15 protein-coding genes are annotated in these 15,932 nt (G+C 62.5%); 14 read left to right on the plus strand and 1 reads right to left on the minus strand.

Features of this window, described 5'->3' with window-relative positions; translation table 11 throughout:
• The first annotated feature begins 80 nt into the window (after window positions 1-80).
• The 12 genes from sdhC to EWH21_RS11815 all read left to right on the plus strand — a co-directional run bounded on the left by sdhC (window position 81) and on the right by EWH21_RS11815 (window position 14,358).
• Window positions 81-455, plus strand: a complete 375-nt coding sequence (gene sdhC / locus EWH21_RS11760) for a succinate dehydrogenase, cytochrome b556 subunit (RefSeq protein ID WP_037051882.1) — start codon at window positions 81-83, stop codon at window positions 453-455.
• Window positions 449-817, plus strand: a complete 369-nt coding sequence (sdhD, locus tag EWH21_RS11765) for a succinate dehydrogenase, hydrophobic membrane anchor protein (protein ID WP_037051883.1) — start codon at window positions 449-451, stop codon at window positions 815-817. The genes sdhC and sdhD overlap by 7 nt, the downstream gene beginning before the upstream one ends.
• 3 nt (window positions 818-820) lie before the next feature.
• Complete coding sequence (gene sdhA, locus EWH21_RS11770) at window positions 821-2,593, plus strand: succinate dehydrogenase flavoprotein subunit (RefSeq protein ID WP_037051884.1); 1,773 nt, start codon at window positions 821-823, stop codon at window positions 2,591-2,593.
• A gap of 11 nt (window positions 2,594-2,604) precedes the next feature.
• On the plus strand, window positions 2,605-3,312 hold the full coding sequence (locus tag EWH21_RS11775) for a succinate dehydrogenase iron-sulfur subunit (RefSeq protein WP_037051885.1): 708 nt from the start codon (window positions 2,605-2,607) through the stop codon (window positions 3,310-3,312).
• Window positions 3,313-3,562: 250 nt separating this feature from the next.
• A complete protein-coding gene (locus tag EWH21_RS11780) occupies window positions 3,563-6,394 on the plus strand; it encodes a 2-oxoglutarate dehydrogenase E1 component (RefSeq protein WP_037051886.1) in 2,832 nt (943 codons plus the stop codon).
• 65 nt (window positions 6,395-6,459) lie between these two features.
• The gene (gene odhB / locus EWH21_RS11785) at window positions 6,460-7,683 is read left to right on the plus strand and encodes a 2-oxoglutarate dehydrogenase complex dihydrolipoyllysine-residue succinyltransferase (RefSeq protein WP_277700562.1); all 1,224 of its coding nucleotides are present in this window, start codon (window positions 6,460-6,462) and stop codon (window positions 7,681-7,683) included.
• 66 nt (window positions 7,684-7,749) lie between these two features.
• Window positions 7,750-9,186, plus strand: a complete 1,437-nt coding sequence (lpdA, locus tag EWH21_RS11790; RefSeq protein WP_037051888.1) for a dihydrolipoyl dehydrogenase — start codon at window positions 7,750-7,752, stop codon at window positions 9,184-9,186.
• Between the two features lie 242 nt (window positions 9,187-9,428).
• Window positions 9,429-10,595 (plus strand): ADP-forming succinate--CoA ligase subunit beta, encoded by a 1,167-nt coding sequence (gene sucC, locus EWH21_RS11795; RefSeq protein ID WP_037051889.1) that lies wholly within the window; start codon window positions 9,429-9,431, stop codon window positions 10,593-10,595.
• A complete protein-coding gene (gene sucD / locus EWH21_RS11800) occupies window positions 10,595-11,482 on the plus strand; it encodes a succinate--CoA ligase subunit alpha (protein ID WP_037051890.1) in 888 nt (295 codons plus the stop codon). Before sucC ends, sucD begins: the two co-directional genes overlap by 1 nt.
• 328 nt (window positions 11,483-11,810) lie before the next feature.
• Entirely contained in the window at window positions 11,811-13,124 is a 1,314-nt protein-coding gene (brnQ, locus tag EWH21_RS11805; RefSeq protein WP_152488614.1) for a branched-chain amino acid transport system II carrier protein, read from the plus strand.
• Window positions 13,125-13,231: 107 nt separating this feature from the next.
• Window positions 13,232-13,966, plus strand: a complete 735-nt coding sequence (locus tag EWH21_RS11810; protein WP_037051894.1) for a DUF599 family protein — start codon at window positions 13,232-13,234, stop codon at window positions 13,964-13,966.
• Window positions 13,963-14,358: an MAPEG family protein gene (locus EWH21_RS11815; RefSeq protein ID WP_047588983.1), complete on the plus strand. Its 396-nt coding sequence runs from the start codon at window positions 13,963-13,965 to the stop codon at window positions 14,356-14,358. The genes EWH21_RS11810 and EWH21_RS11815 overlap by 4 nt, the downstream gene beginning before the upstream one ends.
• A gap of 44 nt (window positions 14,359-14,402) precedes the next feature.
• Here EWH21_RS11815 and EWH21_RS11820 read toward each other — a convergent pair whose 3' ends face one another.
• Entirely contained in the window at window positions 14,403-14,699 is a 297-nt protein-coding gene (locus tag EWH21_RS11820; protein ID WP_047588985.1) for a hypothetical protein, read from the minus strand.
• A gap of 303 nt (window positions 14,700-15,002) precedes the next feature.
• Between EWH21_RS11820 and EWH21_RS11825 the strand changes: the two genes are divergently transcribed.
• Both EWH21_RS11825 and EWH21_RS11830 read left to right on the plus strand, forming a co-directional pair.
• On the plus strand, window positions 15,003-15,482 hold the full coding sequence (locus EWH21_RS11825) for a PaaI family thioesterase (RefSeq protein ID WP_037051900.1): 480 nt from the start codon (window positions 15,003-15,005) through the stop codon (window positions 15,480-15,482).
• On the plus strand, window positions 15,479-15,925 hold the full coding sequence (locus EWH21_RS11830) for a PaaI family thioesterase (RefSeq protein ID WP_037051907.1): 447 nt from the start codon (window positions 15,479-15,481) through the stop codon (window positions 15,923-15,925). Before EWH21_RS11825 ends, EWH21_RS11830 begins: the two co-directional genes overlap by 4 nt.
• Window positions 15,926-15,932 lie beyond the last annotated feature (7 nt).

Here is a 15,932-nt window from a genome sequence, read left to right on the forward strand (position 1 = left end):
TTGGGTGATGGGTACCTGACCAGTGCACTTCCCAACAACTTTGCCCTGAAGTTTAGGGGCTCTCAGTGTGATAAAAAGCCGTGAATAGCCAACGACCTGTAAACCTAGACCTTAGGACTATCAAGCTCCCAATCACCGCTTACACGTCCATTCTTCACCGTATCTCCGGTGTCATCCTCTTTGTCGGTATCGCCATTCTGCTGTTCGGCCTCGACAAGTCGCTGGCGTCCGAAGAGGGCTTCGCCCAGGTGAAAGAATGCCTGACCAGCCCGCTGGCCAAGTTCGTGATCTGGGGTCTTCTGTCCGCTCTGCTGTACCACCTGGTGGCCGGTGTGCGCCACTTGATCATGGACATGGGCATCGGTGAGACGCTGGAAGGCGGCAAGCTGGGCTCGAAAATCGTCATCGCCGTTGCTGCGGTCGTGATCGTGCTGCTGGGGGTATGGATATGGTAACTAATGTCACGAACTTCTCGCGTTCGGGCCTCTATGACTGGATGGCTCAGCGCGTTTCTGCGGTCGTTCTCGCGGCTTACACGCTGTTCCTGCTGGGCTATGTGATCTGCAATCCGGGCATGGGCTACGCCGAATGGCACGGCCTGTTCTCCAGTACCGCAATGCGCATCTTCAGCCTGCTGGCACTGGTTGCACTGAGCGTGCACGCCTGGGTCGGCATGTGGACCATTTCCACCGACTACCTGACGCCGATGGCGCTGGGCAAGTGGGCGACTGGTGTGCGTTTCCTGTTCCAGGCCGTGTGTGGCATCGCCATGTTCGCGATGTTCGTCTGGGGCGTGCAGATTCTGTGGGGTTTCTGATTCATGTCTAGCATCCGTACTCTTTCCTATGACGCCATCATCGTAGGTGGCGGCGGCGCCGGCATGCGTGCTGCGCTGCAACTGGCCCAGGGCGGTCACAAGACTGCCGTGGTCACCAAGGTGTTCCCGACTCGCTCGCACACCGTTTCCGCCCAGGGTGGCATCACCTGCGCCATCGCGTCGGCCGACCCGAACGACGATTGGCGCTGGCACATGTACGACACCGTCAAGGGCTCCGACTACATCGGTGACCAGGACGCCATCGAATACATGTGCTCCGTTGGTCCGGAAGCCGTGTTCGAGCTTGAGCACATGGGCCTGCCGTTCTCCCGTACCGAACAGGGCCGCATCTACCAGCGTCCGTTCGGCGGCCAGTCCAAGGGTCCGGACAATCCGACCCAGGCTGCTCGTACCTGCGCCGCTGCCGACCGTACCGGTCACGCGCTGCTGCACACCCTGTACCAGGCCAACCTGAAGGCCGGCACCTCGTTCCTCAACGAGTGGTACGCCGTCGACCTGGTGAAGAACCAGGACGGCGCCATCGTCGGCATCATCGCCATCTGCATCGAGACCGGCGAGACCGTATACATCCGCTCCAAGGCCGTGGTCCTGGCCACTGGCGGTGCTGGCCGTATCTACGCCTCCACCACCAACGCCCTGATCAACACCGGTGACGGCGTGGGCATGGCCCTGCGTGCCGGCGTGCCGGTGCAGGACATCGAAATGTGGCAGTTCCACCCGACCGGTATCGCCGGCGCTGGTGTACTGGTCACCGAAGGCTGCCGTGGTGAGGGTGGTTACCTGATCAACGCTCATGGCGAGCGCTTCATGGAGCGCTATGCGCCGAACGCCAAGGACCTCGCCGGTCGTGACGTCGTCGCCCGTTCCATGGTCAAGGAAGTGATCGCCGGCAACGGTGTGGGCCCGAACAAGGACCACGTACTGCTGAAGCTCGATCACCTCGGCGAAGAAGTGCTGCACAGCCGTCTGCCGGGCATCTGCGAACTGTCCAAGACCTTTGCGCACGTCGACCCGGTCGTTGCCCCGGTTCCGGTCATCCCGACCTGCCACTACATGATGGGCGGCGTGGCCACCAACATCCATGGTCAGGCCATCACTCAGGACGCCAACGGCAAGGACACCATCATCGAAGGTCTGTTCGCCGTGGGCGAGGTCGCCTGCGTATCGGTGCACGGTGCCAACCGTCTGGGCGGCAACTCGCTGCTCGACCTGGTGGTATTCGGCCGCGCGGCTGGCCTGCACCTGGAAAAAGCGCTCAAGGAAGGTGTCGAGGTGCGTGGCGCCAGCGAAACCGACATCGAGCAGTCGCTGGCCCGTCTGGCCGGCGTCAACGAGCGCAGCACCGGTGAAGAGGTCGCGCCGCTCAAGCGCGAGCTGCAACAGTGCATGCAGAACTACTTCGGTGTATTCCGTACCGGCGAATACATGCAGAAGGGTATCCAACAACTGGCCGACCTGCGCGAGCGTATCGCGACGGTGAAGATCTCCGACAAGAGCCAGGCGTTCAACACTGCGCGTATCGAGGCGCTGGAACTGCAAAACCTGCTCGAAGTCGCCGAAGCGACTGCGGTTGCCGCCGAGGCTCGCAAGGAGTCCCGTGGTGCCCACGCTCGTGAAGACTTCGAAGAGCGCGACGATCAGAACTGGCTGTGCCACTCCCTGTACTTCCCGGGCGAGAAGCGCGTAGCCAAGCGTGACGTGAACTTCGCGCCGAAGACCGTTCCGGCGTTTGAACCCAAGGTTCGGACTTATTAAGGGTGACTGATATGTTGCAAGTCAGTGTTTATCGCTACAACCCGGAGAAAGACGCTGCTCCGTTCATGCAGGACTTCCAGATCGACACCAACGGCAAGGACATCATGGTCCTGGACGTGCTGGCGCTGATCAAGGAACAGGACGAGGGTTTCTCCTATCGTCGTTCCTGCCGTGAAGGCGTGTGCGGCTCCGACGGCATGAACATCAACGGCAAGAACGGTCTGGCCTGCATCACTCCGCTGTCCGCAGCGGGGCTGAAGGGTGGCAAGCTGGTGATCCGTCCGCTGCCGGGGCTGCCGGTCATTCGTGACCTGGTCGTCGACATGAGCATCTTCTACAAGCAGTACGAGAAAGTGCAGCCGTTCCTGCAGAATGACACGCCGGCTCCGGCCATCGAGCGTCTGCAGTCGCCGGAAGAGCGTGAGAAGCTCGACGGCCTGTACGAGTGCATCCTGTGCGCTTGCTGCTCGACCAGCTGCCCGTCGTTCTGGTGGAATCCGGACAAGTTCCTCGGTCCCGCTGCGCTGCTGCAGGCCTATCGTTTCCTGGCCGACAGCCGCGACACCAAGACCTCCGAGCGTCTGGCGTCCCTGGATGATCCGTTCAGTGTGTTCCGCTGCCGCGGCATCATGAACTGCGTCAACGTTTGCCCGAAAGGCCTGAACCCGACCAAGGCCATCGGTCACGTGCGCAACATGCTGCTGCAGAGCGGTACCTGATTCGCAAGTTGCTATACCTGTAACACCTGCGGGACCGACTCCGGTCGGTTTCGCAGCAAAAGCCAGAACCGCAGCCCACAAAGCCGCGGTTCATACTCGAAAAACATGACGACCAGCAGGGGCATCCGGGCTGGTACCCGGGCTATCTGCGGGAACCCAAGTGGCTGTATCCGAGTCGCAGCATCATGACTTCTGATCGGACCATGCGGTTTTCACGCCGGTGGTGTCCCCTTACCGAGGGTGACCAAGCATGCAAGAAAGCGTGATGCAGCGCATGTGGGACAGTGCCCACCTATCCGGTGGCAACGCTGCCTACGTGGAAGAGCTCTACGAGCTCTACCTGCACGATCCCAACGCTGTGCCAGAAGAGTGGCGCACTTACTTCCAGAAGTTGCCGACCGACGGCAGCGCTGCAACGGACGTATCGCATTCGACCATTCGCGATCATTTCGTCCTGCTCGCCAAGAATTCGCGTCGTGCCCAGCCGGTTTCCGCCGGGGCCGTCAGCAGCGAGCACGAGAAAAAGCAGGTGGAAGTGCTGCGTCTGATCCAGGCCTACCGCATGCGTGGCCATCAGGCCGCCCAGCTCGACCCTCTGGGTCTGTGGGTGCGCACTGCGCCGTCTGATCTGTCGATCAATCACTACGGTCTGACCGATGCGGATCTGGATACCACGTTCCGTACTGGCGAACTGTACATCGGCAAAGAAGAGGCAACGCTACGCGAAATCCGCGATGCGCTGCAGCAGACATATTGTCGCACCATCGGGGCCGAGTTCACCCACATCGTCGATTCCGGTCAGCGCAACTGGTTCGCCCAGCGCCTGGAAAGCGTACGCGGTCGCCCGCAGTTTTCCGCCGAGGTTCAGGCGCACGTGCTCGAGCGCGTCACCGCTGCCGAAGGCCTGGAGAAGTACCTGGGCACCAAGTACCCGGGCACCAAGCGTTTCGGCCTGGAAGGTGGCGAGAGCCTGATCCCGCTGCTGGATGAGATCATCCAGCGCTCCGGTTCCTACGGCACCAAGGAAATCGTCATCGGCATGGCCCACCGTGGCCGTCTGAACGTACTGGTCAACACCTTCGGCAAGAACCCGCGCGACCTGTTCGACGAGTTCGAAGGCAAGAAGACCGAGGGCCTGTCCTCCGGTGACGTCAAGTACCACCAGGGTTTCTCGTCCAACGTGATGACCCAGGGTGGCGAAGTGCACCTGGCGCTGGCATTCAACCCCTCGCACCTGGAAATCGTTTCCCCGGTGGTCGAGGGCTCGGTACGTGCCCGTCAGGATCGCCGCAGCGATGCCGGTGGTGAGAAGGTCCTGCCGATCTCCATCCACGGCGACGCGGCTTTCGCCGGTCAGGGCGTGGTCATGGAAACCTTCCAGATGTCGCAGACCCGCGGCTACAAGACTGGCGGCACCATCCACATCGTGATCAACAACCAGGTCGGCTTCACCATCAGCAACCCGCTGGATGCGCGCTCCACCGAGTACGCTACCGACGTGGCCAAGATGATCCAGGCGCCGATCTTCCACGTGAACGGCGATGATCCGGAAGCGGTGCTGTTCGTCACCCAGCTGGCCGTCGACTACCGCATGCAGTACAAGCGTGACGTGGTCATCGACCTGGTCTGCTACCGCCGCCGTGGTCACAACGAGGCCGACGAGCCGAACGGCACCCAGCCGCTGATGTACCAGCAGATCTCCAAGCAGCGCACCACTCGTGAGCTGTACGCGGATGCCCTGATTGCGGCCGGCGTGCAGAGCAACGACGACGTGCAGGCCAAGATCGACGAGTACCGCACCGCGCTGGACAACGGTCAGCACGTGGTCAAGAGCCTGGTCAAGGAGCCCAACAAGGAACTGTTCGTCGACTGGCGTCCGTACCTGGGCCACGCCTGGACCGCGCGTCACGACACGCGTTTCGACCTCAAGACCCTGCAGGATCTGTCCTCCAAGCTGCTGGAAATCCCGGAAGGCTTCGTCGTCCAGCGTCAGGTCGCGAAGATTCTCGAGGATCGCCAGAAGATGGGTGCCGGTGGCCTGCCGATCAACTGGGGCTTCGCCGAGACCATGGCCTACGCCACGCTGCTGGTCGAAGGTCACCCGATCCGCATGACCGGCCAGGACATCGGCCGTGGCACCTTCTCGCACCGCCACGCGGTGCTGCACAACCAGAAGGACGCCGCGACCTACGTTCCGCTGAAGAACCTGTACGACGGTCAGCCGAAGTTCGAACTGTACGACTCCTACCTCTCCGAGGAAGCCGTACTGGCCTTCGAATACGGCTACGCCACCACCACGCCTAACGCGCTGGTGATCTGGGAAGCCCAGTTCGGCGACTTCGCCAACGGTGCCCAGGTGGTATTCGACCAGTTCATCTCCAGTGGCGAGCACAAGTGGGGTCGTCTCTGCGGCCTGACCGTCCTGCTGCCGCATGGTTACGAAGGGCAGGGGCCTGAGCACAGCTCGGCGCGTCTGGAGCGTTACCTGCAGCTGTGCGCCGAGCACAACATGCAGGTCTGCGTACCGACCACCCCGGCACAGGTCTACCACATGCTGCGTCGCCAGGTGATCCGTCCGCTGCGCAAGCCGCTGGTGGTGCTGACGCCGAAGTCGCTGCTGCGCCACAAGCTGGCCATCTCGACCCTGGACGACCTGGCCGAAGGCTCCTTCCAGACCGTCATCGGCGAGATCGATGGGCTGGATCCGAAGAAGGTCGAGCGTCTGGTCCTGTGCAGCGGCAAGGTCTACTACGACCTGCTGGAGAAGCGTCGTGCCGAGGGCCGCGAAGATATCGCCATCGTGCGTATCGAGCAGCTCTACCCGTTCCCGGAAGAGGACCTGGCCGAGGCGCTGGCACCGTACAAGAACCTCAAGCACATCGTCTGGTGTCAGGAAGAACCGATGAACCAGGGCGCCTGGTACTGCAGTCAGCACCACATGCGTCGCGTCGCCACTGCGCACAAGAAAGCCCTGTTCCTCGAGTACGCCGGTCGTGATGCGTCGGCAGCGCCGGCTTGCGGTTATGCCTCGATGCACGCCGAGCAGCAGGAAAAACTGCTGCAGGACGCCTTTACTGTTTAACGCCTTCATCCGCCAGGTGGCAGGTGCCACCTGGCGGTAAAACCGAATTTAAGGAAACGCATACAATGGCTATCGAGATCAAAGCCCCAACCTTCCCGGAATCGGTTGCCGACGGCACCGTGGCCACCTGGCACAAGAAGCCGGGCGAAGCGGTCAAGCGCGATGAGCTGATCGTCGACATCGAAACCGACAAGGTGGTGATCGAAGTCCTGGCCGAGGCCGATGGTGTCCTGGCTGAAGTCATCAAGAACGAAGGCGACACCGTTCTGTCCAACGAGCTGCTGGGCAAACTGACCGAAGGTGGCGCTGCCGCCGCTGCTCCGGCTGCCGCTCCTGCCGCAGCGCCTGCCCAGGCTGCTGCTCCGGCCGCTGCTGGCGGTGACGATGCGATCCTGTCCCCGGCTGCGCGCAAGCTGGCCGAAGAGAACGGCATCGACCCGAACAGCATCGCCGGCACCGGCAAGGGTGGCCGCGTGACCAAGGAAGACGTGGTCGCCGCCGTCGAAGCGAAGAAGAACGCGCCGGCCGCTGCTGCCAAGCCGGCTGCCGCTCCGGCCGCTGCCGCTCCGGTAGTCGCCACTGGCGACCGTACCGAGAAGCGCGTACCGATGACCCGCCTGCGTGCCAAGATCGCCGAGCGTCTGGTCGAAGCGCAGTCTTCCATGGCCATGCTGACCACCTTCAACGAAGTCGACATGACCGAAGTGATGGCGCTGCGTTCGAAGTACAAGGACCTGTTCGAGAAGTCCCACAACGGCGTACGCCTGGGCTTCATGTCGTTCTTCGTCAAGGCGGCTACCGAGGCGCTGAAGCGCTTCCCGGCGGTCAACGCCTCGATCGACGGCAACGACATCGTTTACCACGGCTATGCCGACGTCGGCGTCGCCGTGTCCAGCGACCGTGGCCTGGTGGTCCCGGTTCTGCGCAACGCCGAGCTGATGAGCCTGGCTGAAATCGAGAACGGCATTGCCACCTTCGGCAAGAAGGCCCGTGACGGCAAGCTGGCGATCGAAGAAATGACCGGCGGCACCTTCACCATCACCAACGGTGGTACCTTCGGTTCGATGATGTCGACTCCGATCGTCAACCCGCCGCAGGCCGCCATCCTGGGTATGCACAACATCATCCAGCGTCCGATGGCGATCAACGGCCAGGTGGTGATCCGCCCGATGATGTATCTGGCGCTGTCTTACGACCACCGCCTGATTGATGGTAAGGAAGCCGTGACCTTCCTGGTGACCATCAAGAACTTGCTTGAAGACCCGGCTCGCCTGCTGCTGGACATCTAAAAGCCAGTCTCCTCCACGGCGGCCCTGTTTACAGGGCCGTCCGGTTTATTCGAGAAGGAATACGTTATGACCCAGAAATTCGACGTGGTAGTCATCGGTGCCGGCCCTGGTGGCTATGTTGCCGCCATCAAAGCAGCGCAACTCGGTCTGAAGACCGCCTGTATCGAAAAATATCAGGGCAAGGACGGCAAGACCGCCCTCGGCGGCACCTGCCTGAACGTCGGCTGCATCCCCTCCAAGGCGCTGCTGGACAGCTCCTGGAAGTACCACGAAGCGAAGGAAGGTTTCGCCGTTCACGGCATCGAAGCCAAGGGTGTGACCATCGACGTTCCGGCGATGATCGGGCGCAAGGCCACCATCGTTAAGAACCTGACCGGTGGTATCGCCTCGCTGTTCAAGGCCAACGGCGTGACCCTGCTGGAAGGCCACGGCAAGCTGCTGGCTGGCAAGCAGGTCGAAGTGACCGGCACCGACGGCAAGACCCAGGTGGTCGAAGGCGCTCACGTGATCATCGCTTCCGGCTCCAAGCCGGTCGAGATTCCGCCGGCTCCGGTCGATCAGGACGTCATCGTCGACTCCACCGGCGCCCTGGAATTCCAGAGCGTACCGAAGAAGCTGGGCGTCATCGGCGCTGGCGTGATCGGTCTGGAGCTGGGCTCGGTATGGGCCCGTCTGGGTTCCGAAGTCACCGTGCTCGAAGCGATGGACAAGTTCCTCGCCGCTGCTGACGAGCAGATCGCCAAGGAAGCCCAGAAGACCTTGACCAAGCAGGGCCTGGACATCCGCCTGGGCGCTCGCGTCACCGGTTCGGAAGTCAAGAAGAAGCAGGTCACCGTCAGCTTCACCGACGCCAACGGCGAGCAGAAGATGGTCTTCGACAAGCTGATCGTGGCCGTGGGCCGTCGCCCGGTGACCACCGATCTGCTGGCCGCCGACAGCGGCGTGGACCTGGACGAGCGTGGCTTCATCTACGTCAACGATCAGTGCGAAACCAGCGTACCGGGCGTCTACGCCATCGGTGACGTGGTGCGTGGCGCCATGCTCGCGCACAAGGCCTCGGAAGAGGGCGTGATGGTCGCCGAGCGTATCGCCGGCCACAAGGCGCAGATGAACTACGACCTGATCCCATCGGTCATCTACACCCACCCGGAAATCGCATGGGTCGGCAAGACCGAGCAGCAGCTGAAAGGTGAGGGCGTTGCCATCAACATCGGTACCTTCCCGTTCGCTGCCAGCGGCCGTGCCATGGCTGCCAACGACACCGGTGGCCTGGTCAAGGTCATCGCCGATGCCAACACCGACCGCGTACTGGGCGTTCACGTGATCGGCCCAAGCGCTGCCGAGCTGGTACAGCAAGGCGCCATCGGTATGGAATTCGGCACCAGCGCCGAAGACCTGGGCATGATGGTCTTCTCGCACCCGACCCTGTCCGAGGCGCTGCACGAAGCGGCCCTGGCAGTGAACGGTGGCGCGATCCACATCGCCAACCGCAAGAAGCGCTAAGTGTGAAAGGTGGTCGACATCTGCCGGCCACCCGAGTTGTTGTAAGCCGCCGTGGTAGGTGGGGCGTCGCGTAATCGCCTCATCGTCGCGGTGGTTTTTGCAAGCAGAACCACGGCGGGTGGCCCGCGTCGAGCTCGACTCGCAGCGGAATGCCCGGCGGACTGCCTCGGCAGTCACAGGTGGCGCGGTATCAAAAGTACAGCGCCGAATGCGCAATACCTAAACGAAGACGGTAGACAAGCATGAATCTTCACGAGTATCAGGGTAAGCAGCTGTTCGCTGAATACGGCCTGCCTGTATCCAAGGGCTTCGCGGTAGACACCCCGGAAGAAGCCGCAGAAGCCTGCGAAAAAATCGGTGGCAGCGAGTGGGTCGTCAAGGCCCAGGTCCACGCCGGTGGCCGCGGTAAAGCCGGTGGCGTAAAACTGGTCAAGAGCAAGGAAGACGCCAAAGCCTTCGCCGCCAACTGGCTGGGCAAGCGTCTGGTGACTTACCAGACTGACGCCAACGGTCAGCCGGTCAGCAAAATCCTGGTCGAATCCTGCACCGACATCGCCAAGGAACTGTACCTGGGCGCTGTAGTGGACCGCTCCAGCCGTCGCATCGTGTTCATGGCGTCCACCGAAGGTGGCGTGGACATCGAGAAAGTGGCCCACGAAACCCCTGAGAAGATCCTCAAGGCCACCGTCGATCCGCTGGTCGGCGCTCAGCCGTACCAGGGTCGCGAGCTGGCTTTCCAGCTGGGCCTGGAAGGCAAGCAGGTCGCTCAGTTCGCCAAGATCTTCGTAGGTCTGGCCAAGCTGTTCAAAGATCACGATCTGGCTCTGCTGGAAGTCAACCCGCTGGTCATCAAGGCCGACGGCGACCTGCACTGCCTGGACGCGAAGATCAACATCGACGCTAACGCCATGTACCGTCAGCCGAAGCTGAAGACCTTCCACGACCCGTCGCAAGACGATCCTCGTGAAGCCCACGCTGCCAGCTTCGAGCTGAACTACGTGGCCCTGGAAGGCAACATCGGCTGCATGGTCAACGGTGCCGGCCTGGCCATGGGTACCATGGACATCGTCAACCTGCACGGCGGCAAGCCAGCCAACTTCCTCGACGTAGGTGGCGGCGCGACCAAAGAGCGCGTGACCGAAGCCTTCAAGATCATCCTGTCCGACAGCAACGTTGCTGCCGTTCTGGTGAACATCTTCGGCGGTATCGTTCGTTGCGACATGATTGCCGAAGGCATCATCGGCGCCGTGAAAGAAGTCGGCGTGAAGATCCCGGTGGTCGTCCGCCTGGAAGGTAACAACGCCGAGCTGGGCGCCAAGGTCCTGGCTGAAAGCGGCCTGAACATCATCGCGGCAACCAGCCTGACCGACGCTGCTCAGCAAGTCGTCAAAGCTGCGGAGGGCAAGTAATGAGCGTCCTGATCAATAAAGACACCAAAGTCATCTGCCAGGGCTTCACCGGCTCGCAGGGTACTTTCCACTCCGAACAAGCCATCGCCTACGGCACCAAGATGGTTGGCGGCGTGACTCCGGGCAAAGGTGGCACTACCCACCTGGGCCTGCCAGTGTTCAACACTGTGAAAGAAGCCGTAGAAGCCACCGGCGCTGACGCTTCGGTCATCTACGTTCCGGCTCCGTTCTGCAAGGACTCGATCCTGGAAGCTGCATTCGGCGGCATCAAGCTGATCGTCTGCATCACCGAAGGCATTCCTACCCTGGACATGCTGGATGCCAAAGTCATCTGCGACGAGCTGGGCATTACCCTGATCGGCCCGAACTGCCCGGGCGTGATCACTCCCGGCGAGTGCAAGATCGGCATCATGCCGGGTCACATCCACCTGCCAGGCAAGGTAGGCATCGTGTCGCGTTCCGGCACCCTGACCTATGAAGCCGTCAAGCAGACCACCGACGCCGGTTTCGGCCAGTCCACCTGCGTGGGCATCGGCGGTGACCCCATCCCGGGCTCCAACTTCATCGACATCCTGAAGCTGTTCCAGGAAGATCCGAAGACCGAAGCGATCGTCATGATCGGTGAGATCGGCGGTTCGGCTGAAGAAGAAGCGGCTGCCTACATCAAGGCCAACGTCACCAAGCCTGTAGTTTCCTACATCGCAGGTGTGACCGCTCCTCCCGGCAAGCGCATGGGCCACGCTGGCGCCATCATTTCCGGCGGCAAGGGCACTGCAGACGAGAAGTTCGCTGCACTGCAGGACGCGGGTGTGAAAACCGTGCGTTCCCTGGCTGACATCGGCAAGGCCCTGGCCGAGCTGACCGGTTGGGAAGTCAAGAACGCCTAAGCGTTCCTGATGCTCGCAAAAAGGCCACCTTCGGGTGGCCTTTTTGTTTTTCTGCCCGCTCTGGCACGGTGTGGCGTGAGCAGCCGCATGGAAATGCACGGTAACTGTTGCTGAGGCGACAGGCAGTTACGCCAGTTCGACAGCTCGTCCGGCAACTGTGCTGCTGCAGTGCGGTTTTCGCTAGTATGCGCGGCTTATCGTGTCCGTGGCGCCACAAGCGCCTGGCGATACCAGCAGTGGTTCGAGCCAAAACGCTCGGGCGACGTTTCCCTGATCCCTGAGGAAACCCCCGCAACTCTTCGATTTCCTGCCCGTGGTATTCCCTTCTATGACTCGTTTGAAAGGCTCGGATCTCCTGGCCCTTGGCTTCATGACATTTGCGCTGTTCCTTGGCGCCGGCAACATCATCTTTCCGCCCAGCGCCGGCCTGGCTGCCGGGGCCAACCTGCTGCCTGCCGCAGTCGGTTTTCTCCTCACCGGTGTCGGGCTGCCCCTGCTGACCGTCGTGGCGCTGGCCCGTGTCGGCGGCGGCATGGACCTGCTCACCGCGCCGCTGGGCAAGGTCGCCGGTGCGATCCTGGCCGTGGCGGTGTACCTGGCCATCGGGCCGTTGTTCGCCACGCCACGCACGGCGGTGGTGTCGTTCGAGATGGGCATCGCCCCGTTCGCCGGCAACGAAGGCACGCCGCTGCTGATCTACACCCTGGTCTATTTCGCCGCCGTCCTGTTCCTCTCGCTCAACCCCGGGCAACTGGTTGACCGTATCGGCAAGTTCATCACCCCGGTATTGCTGGCTGCACTGCTGGTACTGGGCGGTGCCGCGCTGTTCGCACCGGCTGGCGAGATCGGCGTGGTCGCCGACAGCTATCGCGAGGCGCCCCTGGTGCAGGGTTTCCTCCAGGGCTACCTGACCATGGACACCCTTGGCGCCCTGGTATTCGGTATCGTCATCGCCAGTGCCATCCGTGACCGTGGTGTCACCGACGGCGCCCTGGTTACCCGCTACTCGATCGTCGCCGGGGTGATCGCCGCCATCGGCCTGTCGCTGGTGTACCTGGCGCTGTTCTACCTCGGCGCCACCAGCCAGGGCATCGCCGGCGATGCGGAAAATGGCGTGCAGGTCCTGACCACCTACGTCCAGCACACCTTCGGTACCACCGGCAGCCTGCTGCTGGCCGTGGTCATCACCCTGGCCTGCCTGACCACCGCCGTCGGCCTGCTGACCGCTTGCGGCGAATTCTTCAGCAAGCTGCTGCCGGTGTCGTATCGCAGCGTGGTGATCGTTTTCGGCCTGTTCAGCCTGATCGTGGCCAACCAGGGCCTGACCCAGCTGATCAGCTTCTCCATCCCGGTGCTGGTCGGCCTCTATCCGCTGGCGATCGTGCTGGTCGCCCTGAGCCTGGCCAACCGCCTGTGGCTCTCGCAGTCCCTGGTTTTCGTGCCGGTGATGGCGGTGACGCTGATCTTCGGCGTGGCCGATGGCGTCGCAGCGACGCCGTGGGCAGACAAGGTGCCGGCGTGGTTCGGCCAGTTGCCGCTGGCAGGGCAGAGCCTGGGCTGGCTGCTGCCGGTGGCGATCACGCTGGCGCTGGTCGTGGTGCTCGACCGCATCCTCGGTCTGCGCCAGGGCGCCACTGCCTGAGGCACGTCGCCGTCAAAGCAAGGCCGCCCACGAGGCGGCCTTCTTTTTGTCGAACAAGTCGCCTGGCGCTCTGGCTATAATCCGCGGCAGTCATACAAGGAGTTGGCATGCTCGACAGCTACCCGTACCTGCCTCACTTTCTCGCCGTGCTCTGGTTCGTCCTGTGCTGGGGCGGCTACACCCGCTACGCTTCCTGGAAGGGCCGGACCACGCCCTGTCTCGCCAGCGTGCTGCACCTGTACCGCGAGGACTGGATGCGCCGCATGCTGCTGCGCGAGAACCGCATTGCTGATGCCAACGTGATCGGCAATCTGGAGCGCAACGCTTCGTTCTTCGCCTCCAGCACGCTGATCATCCTGGCCGGTATCCTCACCGTGCTCGGCGCGTCCGACCGGGCCCTTTCGCTGCTGGCCGACATTCCCTTCGTGCAACCGGCCAGCCGCGGCCTGTCCGAGATCAAGCTGCTGTGCCTGGGGGTGATTTTCGTCTACGCCTTCTTCACCTTCAGCTGGTGCATGCGTCAGTACAACTTCGCGGCGGTGCTGGTCGGTTCCGCGCCGATGGTGGGGGAGCGCCATGTCACCGAGCAGGAGCGCAAGGCGTTCGCCGAGCGCACCGCGCGGGTCATCTCGATGGCCGCGAACCAGTTCAACTTCGGCCTGCGTGCCTATTATTTCGGGATGTCGACGCTGGCCTGGTTCATCAACCCCTGGTTCTTCATGCTGGTGACCACCGGCGTGGTGCTGATCCTCTACCGCCGCGAGTTCCATTCGGATGTACTGGAAGTGATGGTCTATACCCCAACACCGGCTACGGACGTGGCCAAGGAGAAGAGTGAATGAGTCTGCCGTTCTGGTGTGTGTTCATCAGTGCCCTGTTGATCTTCATCGCCAAGGCGCCGGTCGCCAAGGCGATGGCCAAGGAGGGTGGTGGTCGCTACGACAACCACCATCCGCGCGCGCAGCAGGCGCGTCTTACCGGCTTTGGCGCACGTGCGCTGGCCGCGCACCTGAACAGCATCGAGGCCTTCCCGCTGTTCGCCGTCGGCGTGTTGATGGCGCATGTCACCCAGACCTACGGCGTGCTCGTCGACGTGCTGGCGGTGACCTTCGTCGTCAGTCGCGTGCTGTACCTGCTGCTCTACTGGTGGGACCTGCACTGGCAGCGCAGCCTGGTCTGGGTCGTGGGCCTGGCGTGCAGCCTGCTGCTGATGATCAGCCCGGCATTGAAATGAAAAAAGGCCCGCAAAATGCGGGCCTTTTCGCAGGCGCCTGAGGCTTACTCGCCGTCCACGACGTCCTTGGCCTTGTTGCCGGCATCTTCGAGGGCGTTGGCTGCGTCGTCGGCTGCGTTCTCGATCTTCTCGCCGGTGGTGGGCTCGTTGCCCAGGGCCTCGTTGGTTTTCTGCTCGATGGCTTCGCCGGTTTCCTCGGCCGCATTGCCCAGATTCTCCATGGCTTCGGAGACTGACTCCTTGGCTGACTCCATCTTGTCCTCCGGGGTTTTCTCGCAGGCGGCGAGACCCAGGGCGGTGGCAAGCAGAAGGGCATAAGTCAGAGGTTTGTTCACAGTCATCACTCCATGTGTGAGAGTTATAGGTGGCTGGGTTGACCCCAAGAGCGCACACCCACTCTGAACCTTGATCGACTGCGCAAGTTCCCTGCGTTTTCGTTTCGCTGGCACGACGCCGGTGTGAGGCAGCGCCTCGAGGCGCTATGATGCGCAGCCCTTTTTGCAGCCTGCCAGCGCGCGTGTCGGGCCATTGCGCCGCGCCGGCGCCGCCCGGAAACGCGCCTGGCAGCTGCGATCCATTGTCCAACGCATGCGGACGTCAGGAGTGCCCCAGGCATTGCTGCTGGTGCGGTCGGGAGTAGAGAGATGAGTGAACAGTCGATTGAGGATCGCGCGCAGCGGTTTCTTGCTGCATTGCGTCATTGTCAGGTGCTCGGCATGGCGGTCGAGCGCGCTGACAGCAAGGGCCTGACCCTGCGCCTGCCGTACGCGCCGCACATCGTCGGCAATCCGGATACCGGCGTTATCCATGGCGGGGCGATCACCACGCTGATGGACACCACCTGCGGCATCTCCACCGTGTGCGTGCTGCCCGAGTTCGAGATCTGCCCGACGCTGGACCTGCGCATCGACTACATGCATCCCGCCGAGCCGGGCAAGGATGTGTTCGGTTTCGCTGAGTGCTATCGCGTGACCCCCAACGTCATCTTCACCCGTGGCTACGCCTATCAGGATGACCCCGAGCAGCCCATCGCCCACGTGGTCGGCGCCTTCATGCGCATGGGCAAGGCCGCGCAGGGTGGCGGTGAGCTGAAACAAGACATTCAGCAGGGTGGTGCGGCATGAGCGAGCTCAACCTAGAGCAGCTGGTCGCACGCGCGCACCAGCAGAACGACTACGACCCGCTGATCAGCCTGATCCCCTACGCCAAGCTGCTGGGGATCGAGTGCCTGCGCCTGGGCGATGACATGGTCTTTCGCCTGCCGGCCAATCGTGACTGCATCGGCAACCCGGTACTGCCGGCGCTGCATGGCGGCGTGATCGCCGGGTTCATGGAGCATGCCGCCATGCTGCATCTGCTGATGTTCATGGGAATTCCACATTTGCCGAAAATCATCGACTTCTCGATAGATTACCTGCGCGCCGGCCATTATCGTGACACCTATGCGCAGTGCCAGGTCTGGCGCCAGGGGCGACGGGTCGCCAACGTGGCGATCAATGCCTGGCAGACCAGCCAGACCGAGCCGATTGCCACAGCCCGTGCCCATTTCAAGGTCGATGAGCCCTGAGCCCTTG

Source organism: Pseudomonas sp. REST10 (assembly GCF_029542605.1).
Taxonomy (GTDB): domain Bacteria; phylum Pseudomonadota; class Gammaproteobacteria; order Pseudomonadales; family Pseudomonadaceae; genus Aquipseudomonas; species Aquipseudomonas khazarica.